The following is a 14,191-nucleotide window of genomic DNA, read 5'->3' as shown; positions in this document are numbered from 1 at the left end:
ATAAGAGAACATGCCTTACAAGACAAAAAAAGCCAGTCAATAGACTGGCTTTTTATGCGTTAAGCGAGGTGTTCACATTAACCGATAAACGAGATGTAACCTTGTAGGATAATCAGGTTAACGATATCAATGAAGAATGCGCCGACGATTGGCACCACCATGAACGCCTGTGGTGATGGGCCATAACGGTTTACCAAGGAGCCCATGTTCATTACCGCTGTTGGTGTTGCACCTAGGCCAAAACCACAATGACCGCCCGCCATAACCGCTGCGTCGTAGTTAGAACCCATCACTTTGAAAGTCACAAAGTAAGAGAAGATACCTAACACCACCGCTTGAACGCCAAGGATGACCAAGAATGGAATCGCAAGGTCAAAGATGTTCCACAGTTTCAGGCTCATTAATGCCATCGCTAGAAACAGTGACAGTGACACTGTACCAAGAATATCGACCGTTTCGCTGTCGGTTTTATGCAGCTTAGTCACTTCAAAAACGTTGGTGATAAACACACCAATAAACAACGCGTAAACAAAGTCAGGAATCATCAACCAAGAAATTTCAAAGGTCGCAACCCATTGTTCTAGGTATCTCGCACCCGTGATACAAAGAAGAAGAATGAACAAGACTTCAATCACTTTCTTCGCCGTCACTTTGTCTTCTTCGTACTCGTTATAAGTAACGAGCTCAGGAAAACGTTCGTGTGTTTGTGTGCCAGTACCGTATTCAGATTCGAGCTTGTTCTTATCAATCAGCTTTTGCGCCACAGGGCTACCGATGATACCGCCAATAATCAAACCGAACGTGGCAGAAGCCATCGCGATTTCTAGGGTATTAGCAATGCCGAACGTGTCTGCGAAGGTTTGTGACCAAGCCGCACCCGTACCGTGACCGCCAGATAGCGTGATAGAACCGGCGATTAAACCCATCAAAGGCTCAAGACCAAGGGCGGTAGCGAGTGTCACACCGACACCATTTTGAATAATGATGTAAACCGAAGCGACGCCTAAGAACAGAAATACCTTTGCGCCACCCTTGATCAGCTGGGTGTAGTTAGCAGCAAGGCCAACCGTCGCAAAGAACATCAACATGAATGTATTCTGTAATGGCAACGAGAACTCAAGTTCAACGCCATTAAAGTGGAGGGCTGTAATAGCAAAAGCGACGATCAAGCCGCCGACGATGGGCTCTGGGATGTTGTACTTTTTGAGAACCGGTAGCTTTGCATTTACAAAATGCCCTAGAAACAAAACACTAATCGCGATTAGGAAGGATTCTAGTGGCCCTATTGAAATTAATTGATTCATATAACCTCTATTTTTTACGTTCTCATCTTCCTTAATGAGTCTAGTTTTATCTGTATTAGTGTTTGCTGCTCTACCTGTGTTTATACAAATTAGTCAGAAATTGTAGATTAGAAAGCCGAACACATTTACGGCATCAACCTAGCGCCATGTTAGTAGCACGTTAACTTTTATAGGAGATAGAAGGTTTTGTGACCACAATCACCAACAAAAAAGTTAAAGCTGACGTAAATATTATGGCTTCTCGCTCTCTTTTTGAATGCCTAAAAAAACAAAAAGGAGCTATTGCTAGCTCCTTTTTTACCACCATCGCTGGCAATTAGAATTTTTTAGGGGCATACCCTGTCATAACCTCAATGCGAAGCTCTTTACCAATCTTCGTCATTGGGTGAACAATCACTAATCCTTTTACAGACTTTTTCAGTTTACCCATATCCGCTTGCTCAGCTTTTGTGATTTCACGGCTAAATGACATATCAATCAGCGATTTACGTTCTTGGTTCACATCAAAGCTTTCTTTGTGTTTAAGCTGGGCAATTTTCTTAGTAAGCTTCTTAATCTCGTCTTCAAATTGACGAACAACAGGACGATCATTACGAGTTTTAGCAGCCGCTAACTTGTTGCGACACTTGTCTAGACGGTTGTTAATTTGTTGAAGTTCGTTTTTAACACTCATAATAATTTCCTAAGATTTAACAAGCCAATTCGGATTGGGGCGCGGAGTATAGCATAAGGCTTTACCTGAACCGAAATTTATCTGACAAATAGCCCATCGAATGAAATATGGCCTAAGCTGACTACCAATCATTCGCCGCTTGAGGTAACTATTCACTCAATAACTTTGAGAAGAACCAATACTTAAAAGAGAGTGATGAGGGTTAGTAGAACAGATCGTTATAAGAGACCTCTATAACGAAATCACCCAACAACAAATAGAATCAGGTTAGCGGCTCAAACACCTAGCTCTGAAGCCGCTATCAAGCGGTTTACCTAAACTTTGACTTTATACTTAAGATCTTGGGCTTCATCGCCAGTCATGCCTCGAAAGCCCCAGCAATGCGATGGCTGCTCCTTGATAGTGATCTCGATATCAATGGGAGGGATAGCCAGCTGCTTTTCTATTTCAGAAAATATCTTCTTAATCAGGCGCTTTTTGGTGTTCACCGCTCGCCCTTCCATCATATTGATTTCTATGACGGTGTAAGCTTCTGTTCGCCCTTCGGGATAAAAGAAATCATCTCTTTCTAATGGTACAAACCGGTGCGCTCGTTTGTCATCAGGTAACCCCATCTCACTGTTCAAACATTGTTGTAAGACATTAGAAAGCTGTAACTTAATCGGATTTAAGCACTCTTTGATACCATAAATAACGATCATGACCGTTCCTTTGATGTGATGTCAGATAAAGCAGAACTGAGAGATAAGCAACGTAGGATAAGCATGTCGCTTGTTATCTATCCATTGACTGACTAATTCTTAACCCATATTACCTAATGACGTAAGTTAAAAAAGGTTAAACCGATTAAATTGCGAATAAACGCCACAAAAAACCATGCCTCTCTCTCTAACTTCCTGTTCAATAACATCACCCCACATTGATCGAACTTCAACAAGCCCGCGTATACATCTCTGAGTTACGTACGAACCAAATCCGTACAAACTCAACCATGTATGAACTAAGGAGTATTAAGTGCCGAATTCAGCTGAGAAGATCACACGGATAGAAACCGAATCAGAAACTCCCGTAGAGACTTCTCAAAAGCTTGCGGTGTTTCCTCTACCGTTATTCATTTTACCAAGGGGCAGACAAAGACTGCGTATTTTTGAGCCTAAGTACTTGAAAATGGTTGCTCATGCTGCGCGGGGAGACGGTTTCATCATTACGACTCAAGACGACACCCACTCCGAACGTCAGAGTTCTTGGGGGACAAAAGTGTCTATTGTCGATTTCAACATGTCCAATGATCAAATTCTGGAAATTGATGTTGAAGGTGAACAATTAGTGCAACTTTACGCCTCCTTCCGCGACACTGATGACCTGATCAAAAGTGATTTTCGCCCATTGCCTCATTGGCCACAACACAGCTATAAGGTGCCGAACGTAGTCACTGCGTTTCTCGTCGAATTGTTTCGAGAACACGACTCGATCAGAACACTCTACCCATCTCCTGACTTTGAAAGCCCTCAATGGATATGTGCTCGACTGCTCGAAATGATGCCTATCCCATTGGAAAAGAAAACCAAATTCACAGAACCCGCTAGTTTTCCGTCGTTAGTTCCCTTTTTGAATCAAATCATTACAGGGCAATAAGCACTTTTATTCGCTATAATTTTGTATAGTAGAAATTAATTTAAAATAAAGTGATCCCCACCTTCACTCTTCACGTAGTGCCTATCAAATTCGCATGATGGTTAACTACTATGCAAGTGGAAAGCAGAAGAACAGGGAACGGCAAGGAGCATGTCATTATTCCCGACAACAAACTACCTACTGAAAGTAAGGTACCTACAGAGCTATCAAGCTGGCTGGTTTTGGTTGGTTCAGACAGAGATAAGCAGGCATTTACGTGTTTGTTTAAGTTTTTTGCTCCCAAAATTAAGCGTTTTGGTATCAGCAAGTTGGGTGGTGAAGCCGCTGCCAATGAATTAGTTCAAGACACGATGACTAATGTATGGAAGAAAGCGCATCTCTACAATGAAGAGAAAGGCGCAGCGACCACTTGGGTATATACCGTGATGCGAAACGCTGCTTTCGACATGTTGAGAAAGGTTAAAGCAAAAGCAGAACAAACCATTGCTGATGATATTTGGCCGATTGACGCCATGGTAGCCGAATCACAAAGTGACCAGTCTCCATTTGGCGACCATCTAATGAGTCGACACGTTATGACTCAAATAGAGAAGCTGCCTCTCGCCCAGAAAACCATCGTGAAAGGTGTCTATTTCCAAGAGTTATCGCAAGAACAGCTCGCACAACAACTTGATGTCCCGCTTGGAACTGTTAAATCACGTCTAAGACTCGCACTCGCCAAATTAAAAGTTCACATGGGGGAACAAGACCATGATTAAACATCACCCAAATTCGGCAATCTTGCAAGATTTTGTCGATGGCAATCTAGCGGATTCGGTTTCTCTGATTGTTGCTAGCCATGTAGAGCTTTGTGAACACTGCCAAAAACAAGTGAGCATGCTGACGGCGCAAGCTGCTGACTCAGCCTTTGAAAGCGATTCATTAGAGCTAAAACTGTCTGACAGCGAAATGGATGCATTCCTAGTTGATGACGGAGAGTTTGATTTTGACGCGATTAATCAGATCACGGCAGATTTATCACAGGCTGTCGAAGTCGCTGTTGAAGCGCAACAAGAAACCGTGTACAACACCACTTTCACGATTCCTCGCGCGCTCAACTCAGTGGTAAGAAAAGACTGGATGAACTTGGGCAAGATTTCTCGCGCAAGACTCGATTTTGATGACGAATCTCACCACACCAGCTTGCTACATATAGATAAATACGGACAAGTGCCTTGTCATACTCATAAAGGTTTCGAGATCACGCTTCTTTTAGAAGGTAGCTTCGAAGATGAAATGGGCGTTTACAACAAAGGTGACTTCATCTGGTTAGATGGAGAACACACCCATCAGCCTGCGACCAAAGAGGGCTGTGTTTGTTTAACTGTTTCAAGCGATGCCCTGTACTTCACCAAAGGGGTGAGCCAATTGTTCAACCCACTGGGCAGATACATTTATTAGTCTTAAAAGATTTACCGGATACGTCACAAGACTCATAGAGTTGGCTACTAAGAAAAGTAAAAACCGAACTAAAGTAATGTTTAATAAACAACATAATATAAGAATAATAACGAGCAATGAGCGTAAGGAACTGACCAATGGATAAAAAAATAAAAATAGGCATTAGTGCATGTGTCGCCGGTCATAAAGTTCGGTTCGATACTGGACATAAGCGTTCTCGTTTTTGCACAGATGATCTTGCAGACTACGTAGAACTTGAGCCAGTTTGCCCAGAGATGGGCGTTGGGCTTCCAACGCCTCGTCCTACGATCCGTCAAACAAGAATGTTAGATGACATTATTCATGTTTCTCGACCTGATGGTTCTGGTGATGTTACCGGCGAACTGATCGAGTTTGGTCAAAATTATTCAAAGAATAACCAACACATCGCTGGGTTCATTGTGTGTCAGAAAAGCCCAACCTGTGGCATGGAGCGAGTAAAGGTTTACCACCACCATGGACGTGGTTCTGAATCAACAGGCGTTGGCTTGTTCACTCAGCAAGTTATGCAAGGTAACCCTCTACTTCCTGTAGAAGAGAATGGTCGCCTCAACGATCCAATTCTGCGTGAAAACTTTATGACTCGTGTTTTCACTTATCAAAAGTGGCTCGACCTTGTCGATGAAGGTGTCACCAAACATAAACTGATTAAATTCCACAGCGCTCATAAGTACCTAGTGATGTGTCACCACGTTGAAGGCTATAAGAGCCTAGGTAAACTTTTAGCGAGTAACGATTTAGAGATCGACGAGCTATCTGAAAAGTACATTGAAGGTCTGATGACGGCGCTAATGCATCATGCAAATCGTGGTAGTCATGCCAATACTCTGCATCACTTGCAAGGCTACTTTAAAAAACAGTTGAGCAGCGCTCACAAACAAGAGCTCACCAATCAGATTTCATCATTCAGAGAAGGTCTAGTTCCTCTGTTAGTCCCACTAACGCTGATCAACCACTATCTGATGGAATACCCAAACGAGTACCTAGAATCACAAGTTTACCTAAACCCGCACCCACAAGAACTTAAGCTGAGATACGGATATTGAGCGACATTCTATGGATAAGACGAGACCTGCGGATTCACGATAACCCAGCACTCGTCTCTGCGGTTGAAAACGGCGTCTCTATCGCCGTTTTTATTTCAACCCCGCAGCAATGGCAACAACATCACCTTGCACCGATAAAAGCAGACTTCATCTATCGACACCTAAAACAGTTCGAATCACAACTCGCTGAATTCGGTATCACTCTGCTGCATATCAAAGCCACAGACTTTAACGATCAAGCGACCCAACTCATCGACTTGTGCAAACAGAGCGATGCGACATGTGTGTACGCCAATTCAGAACCGGAAGTGGATGAGCAGTTAAGAGACAAACGCTTAATCGCAAGTGGCATCAAACTGAAGATAACCGACTCCGATACGATTCTGCCATTAGGTAGCGTACTGAATAAACAAGGCGAGATGTTCAAGGTTTTCACACCGTTCAAAAACGCATGGTTAAAAGAAGTTCAAGCGAAAGGCATCATTTGCAGCCACGCTCCGGAGTATTCATCAGGAGCGACGCAAGCATGTTCATCTGAAACCGATTCGCCTAAGAACCCATCACTACTGAATCAATCGTTAAGTGGTTTTTCTGACGAGTACGATTTTGACTTTCCTCGTACCGATTCGGAGCGTTGGCCACTAAGCCAAGACGTGCTTGAGAGCGTGATCCCCAATTTCTTAGCCAATAAAGTTAACGACTATTCCCGCCTTCGAGATATTCCATCGGTGAAGGGGACATCTGGTCTTTCGCCATACTTGACTATTGGTGCAGTCAGCCCCCGTTGGTTAGCGATTCAGTTGATTCAGCAACAGCCTGACTTGTTATTTGATACTCAGTTACCGGCCTTTTCTTGGCTTAATGAATTGATTTGGCGAGATTTTTATAAGCATTTGATGTTCCACCACCCTAAACTGGTTAAAGGCGCTAACTTTCAACAAAAGTACAATGGCTTGGATTGGTATCATGACAACCCTAGCTTCAAAGCATGGTGCGAAGGCAAAACAGGTTACCCTTTGGTTGATGCAGCCATGCGTCAATTGGTTGAAACAGGTTGGATGCACAACAGGCTAAGAATGGTGGTGGCGAGCTTCCTGACCAAACACCTGCTGATTGACTGGCGCTGGGGGGAGCGTTTTTTTATGTCACACCTTATCGATGGTGATTTCAGCGCGAATAATGGCGGTTGGCAGTGGGCTTCAAGTACTGGTTGTGATGCTCAACCTTATTTCAGAATTTTCAATCCAATCACCCAAAGTGAAAAGTTTGATCCGAAAGGAATTTTTATTCGTAAGTACATCCCAGAGCTGCAAAATATCCCAGATAAACATGTGCATTTCCCACATGAATTTATCGCTAAAAATGGAATAGACAGTGAATACTGGCAACCCATCGTTGAACATAAACAAGCACGATTGAGAGCCTTAGCCTTTTTCAAATAATTAGAGTGATTATTATGGACAACTCACTATGGCTTGAAAACTTTCTCAACATGTACCGAGAACTCGGAACCGACAATTTCGACGTGTTAAAGACGGTTTATCACCCGGACATTGAATTCCAAGACCCACTGCATCATGTCAGTGGGATTGTTGCGTTAACGCATTACTTCGAGAACCTCTACACACAAGTCACTAGCTGTTACTTCCACATAGAACACACCTTTGAAGTGAAAGACGAGGCATCCGTTTATTGGACGATGCAATTCGCTCACAAACAACTCAACGGACAAAAGCCGATTGAAGTTCAAGGGCACAGTCATATTAAAATGTTGGACAACCAAGTGGTTTATCATCGCGATTATCTGGATGTAGGTTCGATGTTGTACGAGCACATCCCAGTATTAGGCTGCGCGGTCAAATCCATCAAAAAAAGAGCTAGCAGATAATGCGTATTATGATCACAGGCGCGACCTCAGGTATCGGCCAATCACTCGCTATAGATTATGCTCAACAAGGGCATCAGGTTATTGCTTGCGGCCGTAACCAAGACAAGCTGCAAGCCTTGGTTGACTCTCACGAGACAGATTTATCGCACTCGTCAATTGACCCACTCTGTTTTGATTTGACCGATTACCACAATTTCCCAGAACTCGACCTGGATAAGCCACTCGACCTACTGATTTTGAACGCGGGTGATTGTGAATACATCAATGATCCTGTTAATTTCGATGCAGAGTTGTTCGAGCGCGTCATCAACATCAATCTCATTTCAATTGGCTACGCCCTCAAAGCTTGGTTAAAAAACATCAAGCCCGGCGGACGCTTAGTTTTGGTAAGTTCAAGCGCGAGCTTTTTACCACTGCCAAGAGCTGAAGCTTATGGCGCTTCAAAGGCTGCTCTAACCTACTTAGGTAGAACACTGTCTGTTGATCTCGCCAAGCACAATATTCATGTCTCAATTGTGCACCCAGGCTTTGTTGAAACACCATTAACCGAGCGAAACTCCTTCGCTATGCCTATGATTATTAGTAGCGAGGCAGCCACTCAACGAATCGTAAATGGTATTGCTCAAGGAAAGAGCGAGATCGATTTCCCAAGACGATTCATACTAATAATGAAGTTACTAAGAATGCTACCGACTCCAGTTTGGCAAAAACTCGCTTCAAGGATGGTATAACAATGAAAAAAATCGCCATTATAGGTTCAGGCATCTCTGGACTGACTTGCGCACATGTATTAGATAAACACCACGACATTACGGTATTCGAGAAAAATGACTACGTCGGCGGGCACACTGCTACGGTTGATATAGAACACCGAGGCACGGCGTTTTCAATTGATACTGGCTTCATCGTTTTCAACGACAGAACCTACCCAAACTTCAACAAACTGCTTGAGCAACTCGGTGTCGAAAGGCAACCCACCGAAATGAGCTTCAGCGTGCACAACACTATGACTAAATTCGAATACAACGGCCACAGCATCAACTCTTTGTTTGCTCAACGAAGTAATATTTTCAAACCTCAGTTCTGGTCTTTAGTGTCTGACATTCTCAAGTTCAATAAGCTGTGTAAGGCCCAGTTTGAAAGCAACGAATTCACACCAGATGTCACCCTTGGCCGCTTCCTAAGCGACAACCAGTTTTCCGACTTTTTCAGTCAGCACTATATCTTACCGATGGGTGCGGCCATCTGGTCGACAAGCCTAGAAAAGATGGAAGAGTTTGAGCTCAAATTCTTTATTCAGTTCTTCTACAACCACGGCCTGTTAGACATTGCCAACCGTCCTCAATGGTATGTGATTCCTAAGGGTTCGCGTTCTTACGTCGAGATCATCCTTTCACGCTTGAATAAACCGGTCGCGTTAAACACCTTGATTAAGCAAGTCACTCGTCAACAGTCAGGGGTTACAATTGAATTTGAAGACGACAGCACACAAGACTTCGACGAGATAATATTTGCGTGTCACTCAGACCAAGCACTGCGATTACTGGGCGACGCGTCTGAACAAGAACAACAGGTGTTAGGGGAGATCCCTTACAGCCGAAATGAGGTGGTTCTGCACACGGATACCAACCTGTTACCCGACCGTAAACTGGCGTGGGCAAGCTGGAACTATATGTTAGATGGCAACAGCCAAAGACCTGCCTGTGTCACTTACAACATGAACATTCTGCAAGGTATTGAAAGCCAGGATACCTTCTGCGTAACCCTAAACCAAAGTGACACGATTGCGCCTGAGAAAATCATTCGCAGCTTCGTTTATCATCACCCGGTACTTAACTCGAACACGGTAGAAGCCCAACATAAGCGCGAGCAGATCTGCGGTAGAAACAACACCCACTTTGCAGGTGCTTATTGGTACAACGGATTTCATGAAGACGGTGTTCACAGTGCACTCGATGTCACGAAACGCTTTGGCCTAGATTTGAGCACGAGTTCAGTACGATGAGCACTCAGACCATGACATCCGACATGGAGATAGCATCAGAAAAGAGTGAAGAGCTCAGCGGCATTTACTGGGGCAACGTACGCCACCGCCGCTTTGGCGATATTACTCATGAATTCAGCTATCAGTTATACATGATGGGATTAGATCTCGATGAAATCCCTCAAACAACAACTCGCAGTCGTCTGTTCGGCACTCAATGGTTTAACCCGATTCGCTTTGTCGAATCGGATTACCTCGCTGAAAAAAAAGAAAATGTCACAGCTGATGAACCTAAAACACTAAAGCAACGTATAGCTTCCAAATTACAACAACTTGGTGGCGATTGGGCGGTAGAAAATCGCGTCACAATGTTGGCTCAATGTCGTTGTTTAGGGGTTTATTTCAGCCCAATCAACTGTTTTTTTTGTTACGACGAGACTGGTGATTGTCGCTACATGTTGGCCGAAGTGAGTAACACGCCTTGGCGAGAAAGACACTATTATCTCATCGACATGCACAAAGAATTGAAAGTAAAAAAAGAGTTTCACGTTTCGCCGTTCATGGATTTAGACATGAACTACTTGTGGAAAATAAAGCCACCAACGAAACGGACGTTGGTACACATCGAGAGTCATCGTAGCGACAAGATTTTTGATGCCACACTAGCACTCTCAAAGCAGTCGGTGACAAAAGTAAACATTAGGAAAACGGTACTGAGGATCCCTGCAATGACTATCAAGGTTGTAATGGGTATCTATTTTCAGGCTCTCAAATTATTTCTGAAAAAAGTACCGTTTGTGGCGCATCCAGATTCAGCGTCTAAAACGCCTTAAAGATATCTAAATTGAAGGCTTGGGCAGGCTTAACGAGACAAACAGTTTTAGCCCCAAGTCAGTAAAACTAAATTCAAAACATTTTCTCAGCGAGGTTTCCATGGAACAGCTTGCCAAACAAAACAACAACGTAGAACAACAAGTTAAAGCCGTTGCTGTTTCAAGCAACTGCAAATATCGAGCTCTGATTTTCAAGGTTCTAGAACGTCTGCAATTCGCAAAACTCGAAGTGATAGAACGAGACCAACATTCGGTGTTTGGAGACAGAGAAGCGACCTTAACCGCTCAAATCGTTATCCATGACGCGAGCTTCTATCAAGATGTAGTAATGCGCGGCAGTATCGGTGCATCTGAGGCCTACATTGATGGTAAATGGACCAGCCCCGATCTCACTCGCGTAATTCAAATCATGGCGCGAAACCAAGCTCAACTGGATGAATTGGACGACAAAACACAGTGGATTTCTAAATTCAAAAACCTACTTCTTCGTCGCAAGAACTCTAACACCGAACAAGGCTCTAAAAGAAACATTCTTGCCCACTACGACATCGGTAATGAGTTGTATGAACGCTTTCTTGATTGCTCAATGCAGTATTCATCTGCAATCTACAGTGAAGACGCATTAACCCTGTCGAAAGCACAGCAAAACAAAATGAAAACCATCTGTGAACGCTTAGAGCTTTCAGAATCGGACCACGTAGTTGAAATCGGTACTGGCTGGGGCGGTTTAGCGATATTTATGGCACAGCACTATGGGTGCCACGTTACAACCACCACCATCTCAGATGCTCAGCACGAGCTGGCAGAACAGCGCGTCAAAGCGCTCAGCCTAACCGACAAGATCACTTTGCTTAAAGAAGATTATCGAAACCTATCAGGTCAATACGACAAGTTGGTTTCTATCGAGATGATAGAAGCAGTTGGGCATGAATATCTGCAAACCTTCTTTGAGAAGTGCTCTTCTCTGTTGAAACCTTCAGGAAAAATGTTGATTCAAGCGATTACCATTGCCGACAGCCGTTATGATAAATACCGTAAAGGCGTCGACTTTATTCAGAAGTACATCTTCCCCGGTGGTTGTTTGCCTTCGGTTGCCGTGATGACTCAACACCTTGCCACCAGCACAGACCTTGTGGTTCAAGAAATCGATGACATTGGTCTGCACTATGCTCGTACTCTTAACGACTGGAATGTTGCCTTTGAAAACAGTTGGGAAGAGCTCGAATCATTGGGCTATTCGGAAGAGTTTAAACGCCTTTGGGTGTTCTATTTCTGCTACTGCGAAGGGGCATTCCTAGAGCGCGTGATCAGCACTCATCACCTTGTCGCAAGAAAACCTCGTTACTTTGGAGCAAAAGATGAAACGGTTTTGGATTATTAATCTCGTTCTGTTTCAAGCGACCTGGGTTTGCAGCGCTTTCTTTACCGCGCAAGCCCCGTTCGTTACGCCACTGCTCGTGATTGTCCATTACTTTCTTTCTCCGACTCGCAATAGCGATCTAAAAATCCTCTGTTTGTTACCTTTGGGGCTACTGCTTGACAGCTTGATGCTTCTTTTCGGCGTGTTCGCTGTTGATCCTGATATCGCCAATCAAACCATATTCCCAGTGTGGCTTGTCTGCCTGTGGGTCATGTTTTTAATCAGCTTAAATCACAGCCTAAATTGGCTTCTAAAATGCTCGAAAGTGATCTTGTTTGTCATAGGGTTCGTAGCAGGTACTTGTAGTTATTGGGGAGGCATCAAAGCAGGCGCCCTTCTTACTACTTGGCCAGATGCATCGGTGTTAGCTGCCCTTGCAACAAGTTGGGGGATTTTGTTGCCCTCACTGGTGGCCGCCTACTCCAACTTAGTGCAACCTAAAATGGCAACAACGAGGTGACTTATCGCTTTTCCAAGCAAACCGACGCAAGCGTTCAAACCTGAGAGTGACAGCAACCGTGCACGCATGCAGTCAAACGCTCGTACGCAAACACGTTTTCACACCCAAGAACGTAAGCAAAGAACGACCAGACTTTTCAGCTTCATCACCCTAATTTTGATTTTTGCTGCACTCCTGTTTACCGGAAGCGCGAAATCTTCTGCAGTCGATGATCTCAACAAGCGCGGCCAAGGCGAAATGAGTTACCTGTTTTGGACACTCTACTCTGCGGAGTTTTACACCACGCCAACCAACTCTGAGCGCGCACTTAAACTTGAGTATTACCGTTCTATCGATAGTAGAGATTTGGTGGACGCAACCAAAGACCAATGGAACAAGCTTGGTTACTCTAAAAATAACATCCAACGTTGGTTGAAACCTTTGTATGAGATGTGGCCTAACGTTGAAGAGGGAAGCACTCTCACTATTCGTGTTGCTGAAGACAACGTGAGCCGTTTTTATTTCGACGAACAGCCCATTGGCATCATTCAAGACAAACAGTTTGGTGAAGCCTTCTTAGCCATTTGGCTATCTGAAAATACATCCGAGCCCGGCCTACGCAAACAACTACTAGGTTTGAATAAATGAATTCAAAAATAAAAATAACAAAATTCGCTATAGCACTGCTTTCTCTGACTTGGCTTTTTGGTTGTGGCTCTGCCAATCTAGAAAATCACGTAGACACCACTCCAGAGCTGAAACTTGAAAGCTTTTTTGATGGTGAACTGATGGCCTACGGCATGGTGCTTGACCGTTCTGGTAACTTATTGCGCCGCTTTGACGCCAAACTTATTGCCACTTGGGATGGTAATAACGGAGAGATCAAAGAGTGGTTTACGTTTGCAGACGGTGAGCGATCCACTCGGGTTTGGAACCTAATAAAAACCAGTGACAATACCTACACAGGAACGGCTAATGATGTGGTTGGTACCGCTTATGGCGAAACCCAAGGTTCAGCACTTTACTGGAAATACGATTTAGAAATCGAAGTAGATGGTAGCACTTATGAAGTGCTGCTTGATGATTGGATGTTCTTGATGGACGACAAACGCCTGTTCAACAAAACTGAGATGTCTAAGTTCGGCTTTAAAGTCGGTGAAGTCATCTTATACATCGAGAAAATCTGATTGAGAGAGTCTTAGTTTGACCTTGATTTGTTGGCGGCCCTTTTCACCCCACAACCAGCGCTTGGTCCACAAGACAACCACAGTCAATAACACCATAGTCCGCAACAAAACAGCCCACAACGTGAAATTGTGGGCTGTTTTGTTTAATCTCTCGAATAGCGTATCTGCAAGCTCCCCCCTCTGTGCTAAGATGCGCAACCAGCATACAAATGGGCTAGACTCAGTTGACCGAACAAGATACACAGTTCCATCAATTAAGATCACTTCCCCATTGGTTTCGCTAAGTGTAGATTCCCTACCATG

16 protein-coding genes are annotated in these 14,191 nt (G+C 44.0%); 13 read left to right on the top strand and 3 right to left on the bottom strand.

The genetic code is table 11. The annotated features are described in order from the left end of the window. Positions 1 to 77 precede the first annotated feature (77 nt). The 3 genes from gltS to ACMAZD_RS19345 form a co-directional block, all read right to left on the bottom strand. Positions 78 to 1,304 carry a sodium/glutamate symporter gene (gene gltS, locus ACMAZD_RS19355; RefSeq protein ID WP_435250227.1) on the bottom strand — a complete coding sequence of 409 codons (1,227 nt, stop codon included), beginning with the start codon at positions 1,302 to 1,304 and terminating at the stop codon, positions 78 to 80. Between the two features lie 316 nt (positions 1,305 to 1,620). Next, positions 1,621 to 1,977 (bottom strand): YibL family ribosome-associated protein, encoded by a 357-nt coding sequence (locus tag ACMAZD_RS19350; RefSeq protein WP_435250226.1) that lies wholly within the window; start codon positions 1,975 to 1,977, stop codon positions 1,621 to 1,623. 314 nt (positions 1,978 to 2,291) lie between these two features. Next, positions 2,292 to 2,678 carry a tautomerase family protein gene (locus ACMAZD_RS19345; protein ID WP_435250225.1) on the bottom strand — a complete coding sequence of 129 codons (387 nt, stop codon included), beginning with the start codon at positions 2,676 to 2,678 and terminating at the stop codon, positions 2,292 to 2,294. A gap of 313 nt (positions 2,679 to 2,991) precedes the next feature. On the opposite strand from ACMAZD_RS19345, the gene ACMAZD_RS19340 reads away from it, so the two are divergent. The 13 genes from ACMAZD_RS19340 to ACMAZD_RS19280 all read left to right on the top strand — a co-directional run bounded on the left by ACMAZD_RS19340 (position 2,992) and on the right by ACMAZD_RS19280 (position 13,888). Further along, positions 2,992 to 3,612, top strand: a complete 621-nt coding sequence (locus tag ACMAZD_RS19340) for an LON peptidase substrate-binding domain-containing protein (RefSeq protein WP_435250224.1) — start codon at positions 2,992 to 2,994, stop codon at positions 3,610 to 3,612. A 110-nt stretch (positions 3,613 to 3,722) separates the two neighbouring features. Further along, complete coding sequence (locus tag ACMAZD_RS19335; protein ID WP_435250223.1) at positions 3,723 to 4,370, top strand: sigma-70 family RNA polymerase sigma factor; 648 nt, start codon at positions 3,723 to 3,725, stop codon at positions 4,368 to 4,370. Continuing rightward, positions 4,363 to 5,052, top strand: coding sequence for a ChrR family anti-sigma-E factor (locus ACMAZD_RS19330; protein ID WP_435250222.1), 690 nt, complete (start codon positions 4,363 to 4,365; stop codon positions 5,050 to 5,052). Before ACMAZD_RS19335 ends, ACMAZD_RS19330 begins: the two co-directional genes overlap by 8 nt. Positions 5,053 to 5,189: 137 nt before the next feature. Then, positions 5,190 to 6,137, top strand: coding sequence for a YbgA family protein (locus ACMAZD_RS19325; RefSeq protein ID WP_435250221.1), 948 nt, complete (start codon positions 5,190 to 5,192; stop codon positions 6,135 to 6,137). Continuing rightward, positions 6,134 to 7,579, top strand: a complete 1,446-nt coding sequence (gene phrB, locus ACMAZD_RS19320) for a deoxyribodipyrimidine photo-lyase (protein ID WP_435250220.1) — start codon at positions 6,134 to 6,136, stop codon at positions 7,577 to 7,579. The genes ACMAZD_RS19325 and phrB overlap by 4 nt, the downstream gene beginning before the upstream one ends. A 14-nt stretch (positions 7,580 to 7,593) precedes the next feature. After that, a complete protein-coding gene (locus tag ACMAZD_RS19315) occupies positions 7,594 to 8,025 on the top strand; it encodes a nuclear transport factor 2 family protein (protein WP_435250219.1) in 432 nt (143 codons plus the stop codon). Beyond that, positions 8,025 to 8,756 (top strand): SDR family NAD(P)-dependent oxidoreductase, encoded by a 732-nt coding sequence (locus ACMAZD_RS19310; protein ID WP_435250218.1) that lies wholly within the window; start codon positions 8,025 to 8,027, stop codon positions 8,754 to 8,756. Before ACMAZD_RS19315 ends, ACMAZD_RS19310 begins: the two co-directional genes overlap by 1 nt. 2 nt (positions 8,757 to 8,758) lie before the next feature. Next, a complete protein-coding gene (locus ACMAZD_RS19305) occupies positions 8,759 to 10,030 on the top strand; it encodes an NAD(P)/FAD-dependent oxidoreductase (protein ID WP_435250217.1) in 1,272 nt (423 codons plus the stop codon). Further along, the gene (locus ACMAZD_RS19300; protein WP_435250216.1) at positions 10,027 to 10,842 is read left to right on the top strand and encodes a DUF1365 domain-containing protein; all 816 of its coding nucleotides are present in this window, start codon (positions 10,027 to 10,029) and stop codon (positions 10,840 to 10,842) included. Before ACMAZD_RS19305 ends, ACMAZD_RS19300 begins: the two co-directional genes overlap by 4 nt. 100 nt (positions 10,843 to 10,942) lie before the next feature. Then, complete coding sequence (locus ACMAZD_RS19295; RefSeq protein ID WP_435250215.1) at positions 10,943 to 12,223, top strand: class I SAM-dependent methyltransferase; 1,281 nt, start codon at positions 10,943 to 10,945, stop codon at positions 12,221 to 12,223. After that, positions 12,201 to 12,722: a DUF2878 domain-containing protein gene (locus ACMAZD_RS19290; protein WP_435250214.1), complete on the top strand. Its 522-nt coding sequence runs from the start codon at positions 12,201 to 12,203 to the stop codon at positions 12,720 to 12,722. Before ACMAZD_RS19295 ends, ACMAZD_RS19290 begins: the two co-directional genes overlap by 23 nt. A 3-nt stretch (positions 12,723 to 12,725) precedes the next feature. Beyond that, positions 12,726 to 13,349 carry a chalcone isomerase family protein gene (locus tag ACMAZD_RS19285; protein ID WP_435250559.1) on the top strand — a complete coding sequence of 208 codons (624 nt, stop codon included), beginning with the start codon at positions 12,726 to 12,728 and terminating at the stop codon, positions 13,347 to 13,349. Continuing rightward, positions 13,346 to 13,888 (top strand): DUF3833 domain-containing protein, encoded by a 543-nt coding sequence (locus ACMAZD_RS19280; RefSeq protein ID WP_435250213.1) that lies wholly within the window; start codon positions 13,346 to 13,348, stop codon positions 13,886 to 13,888. The genes ACMAZD_RS19285 and ACMAZD_RS19280 overlap by 4 nt, the downstream gene beginning before the upstream one ends. The last annotated feature ends 303 nt before the right edge of the window (positions 13,889 to 14,191 follow it).

This window comes from Vibrio sp. nBUS_14 (assembly GCF_051201655.1).
In the GTDB taxonomy this organism is placed as follows: Bacteria; Pseudomonadota; Gammaproteobacteria; order Enterobacterales; family Vibrionaceae; genus Vibrio.
The sequence above is the reverse complement of the archived record's forward strand: the minus strand, read 5'-3'. Positions and strand labels throughout refer to the sequence as shown.

Coding starts and splice junctions, on each gene's coding strand:
- gltS (WP_435250227.1), bottom strand. CDS start 1,304: ATGAATCAATTAATTTCAATAGGGCCACTAGAATCCTTCCTAATCGCG.
- ACMAZD_RS19350 (WP_435250226.1), bottom strand. CDS start 1,977: ATGAGTGTTAAAAACGAACTTCAACAAATTAACAACCGTCTAGACAAG.
- ACMAZD_RS19345 (WP_435250225.1), bottom strand. CDS start 2,678: ATGATCGTTATTTATGGTATCAAAGAGTGCTTAAATCCGATTAAGTTA.
- ACMAZD_RS19335 (WP_435250223.1), top strand. CDS start 3,723: ATGCAAGTGGAAAGCAGAAGAACAGGGAACGGCAAGGAGCATGTCATT.
- ACMAZD_RS19330 (WP_435250222.1), top strand. CDS start 4,363: ATGATTAAACATCACCCAAATTCGGCAATCTTGCAAGATTTTGTCGAT.
- ACMAZD_RS19325 (WP_435250221.1), top strand. CDS start 5,190: ATGGATAAAAAAATAAAAATAGGCATTAGTGCATGTGTCGCCGGTCAT.
- ACMAZD_RS19315 (WP_435250219.1), top strand. CDS start 7,594: ATGGACAACTCACTATGGCTTGAAAACTTTCTCAACATGTACCGAGAA.
- ACMAZD_RS19310 (WP_435250218.1), top strand. CDS start 8,025: ATGCGTATTATGATCACAGGCGCGACCTCAGGTATCGGCCAATCACTC.
- ACMAZD_RS19305 (WP_435250217.1), top strand. CDS start 8,759: ATGAAAAAAATCGCCATTATAGGTTCAGGCATCTCTGGACTGACTTGC.
- ACMAZD_RS19300 (WP_435250216.1), top strand. CDS start 10,027: ATGAGCACTCAGACCATGACATCCGACATGGAGATAGCATCAGAAAAG.
- ACMAZD_RS19295 (WP_435250215.1), top strand. CDS start 10,943: ATGGAACAGCTTGCCAAACAAAACAACAACGTAGAACAACAAGTTAAA.
- ACMAZD_RS19290 (WP_435250214.1), top strand. CDS start 12,201: ATGAAACGGTTTTGGATTATTAATCTCGTTCTGTTTCAAGCGACCTGG.
- ACMAZD_RS19280 (WP_435250213.1), top strand. CDS start 13,346: ATGAATTCAAAAATAAAAATAACAAAATTCGCTATAGCACTGCTTTCT.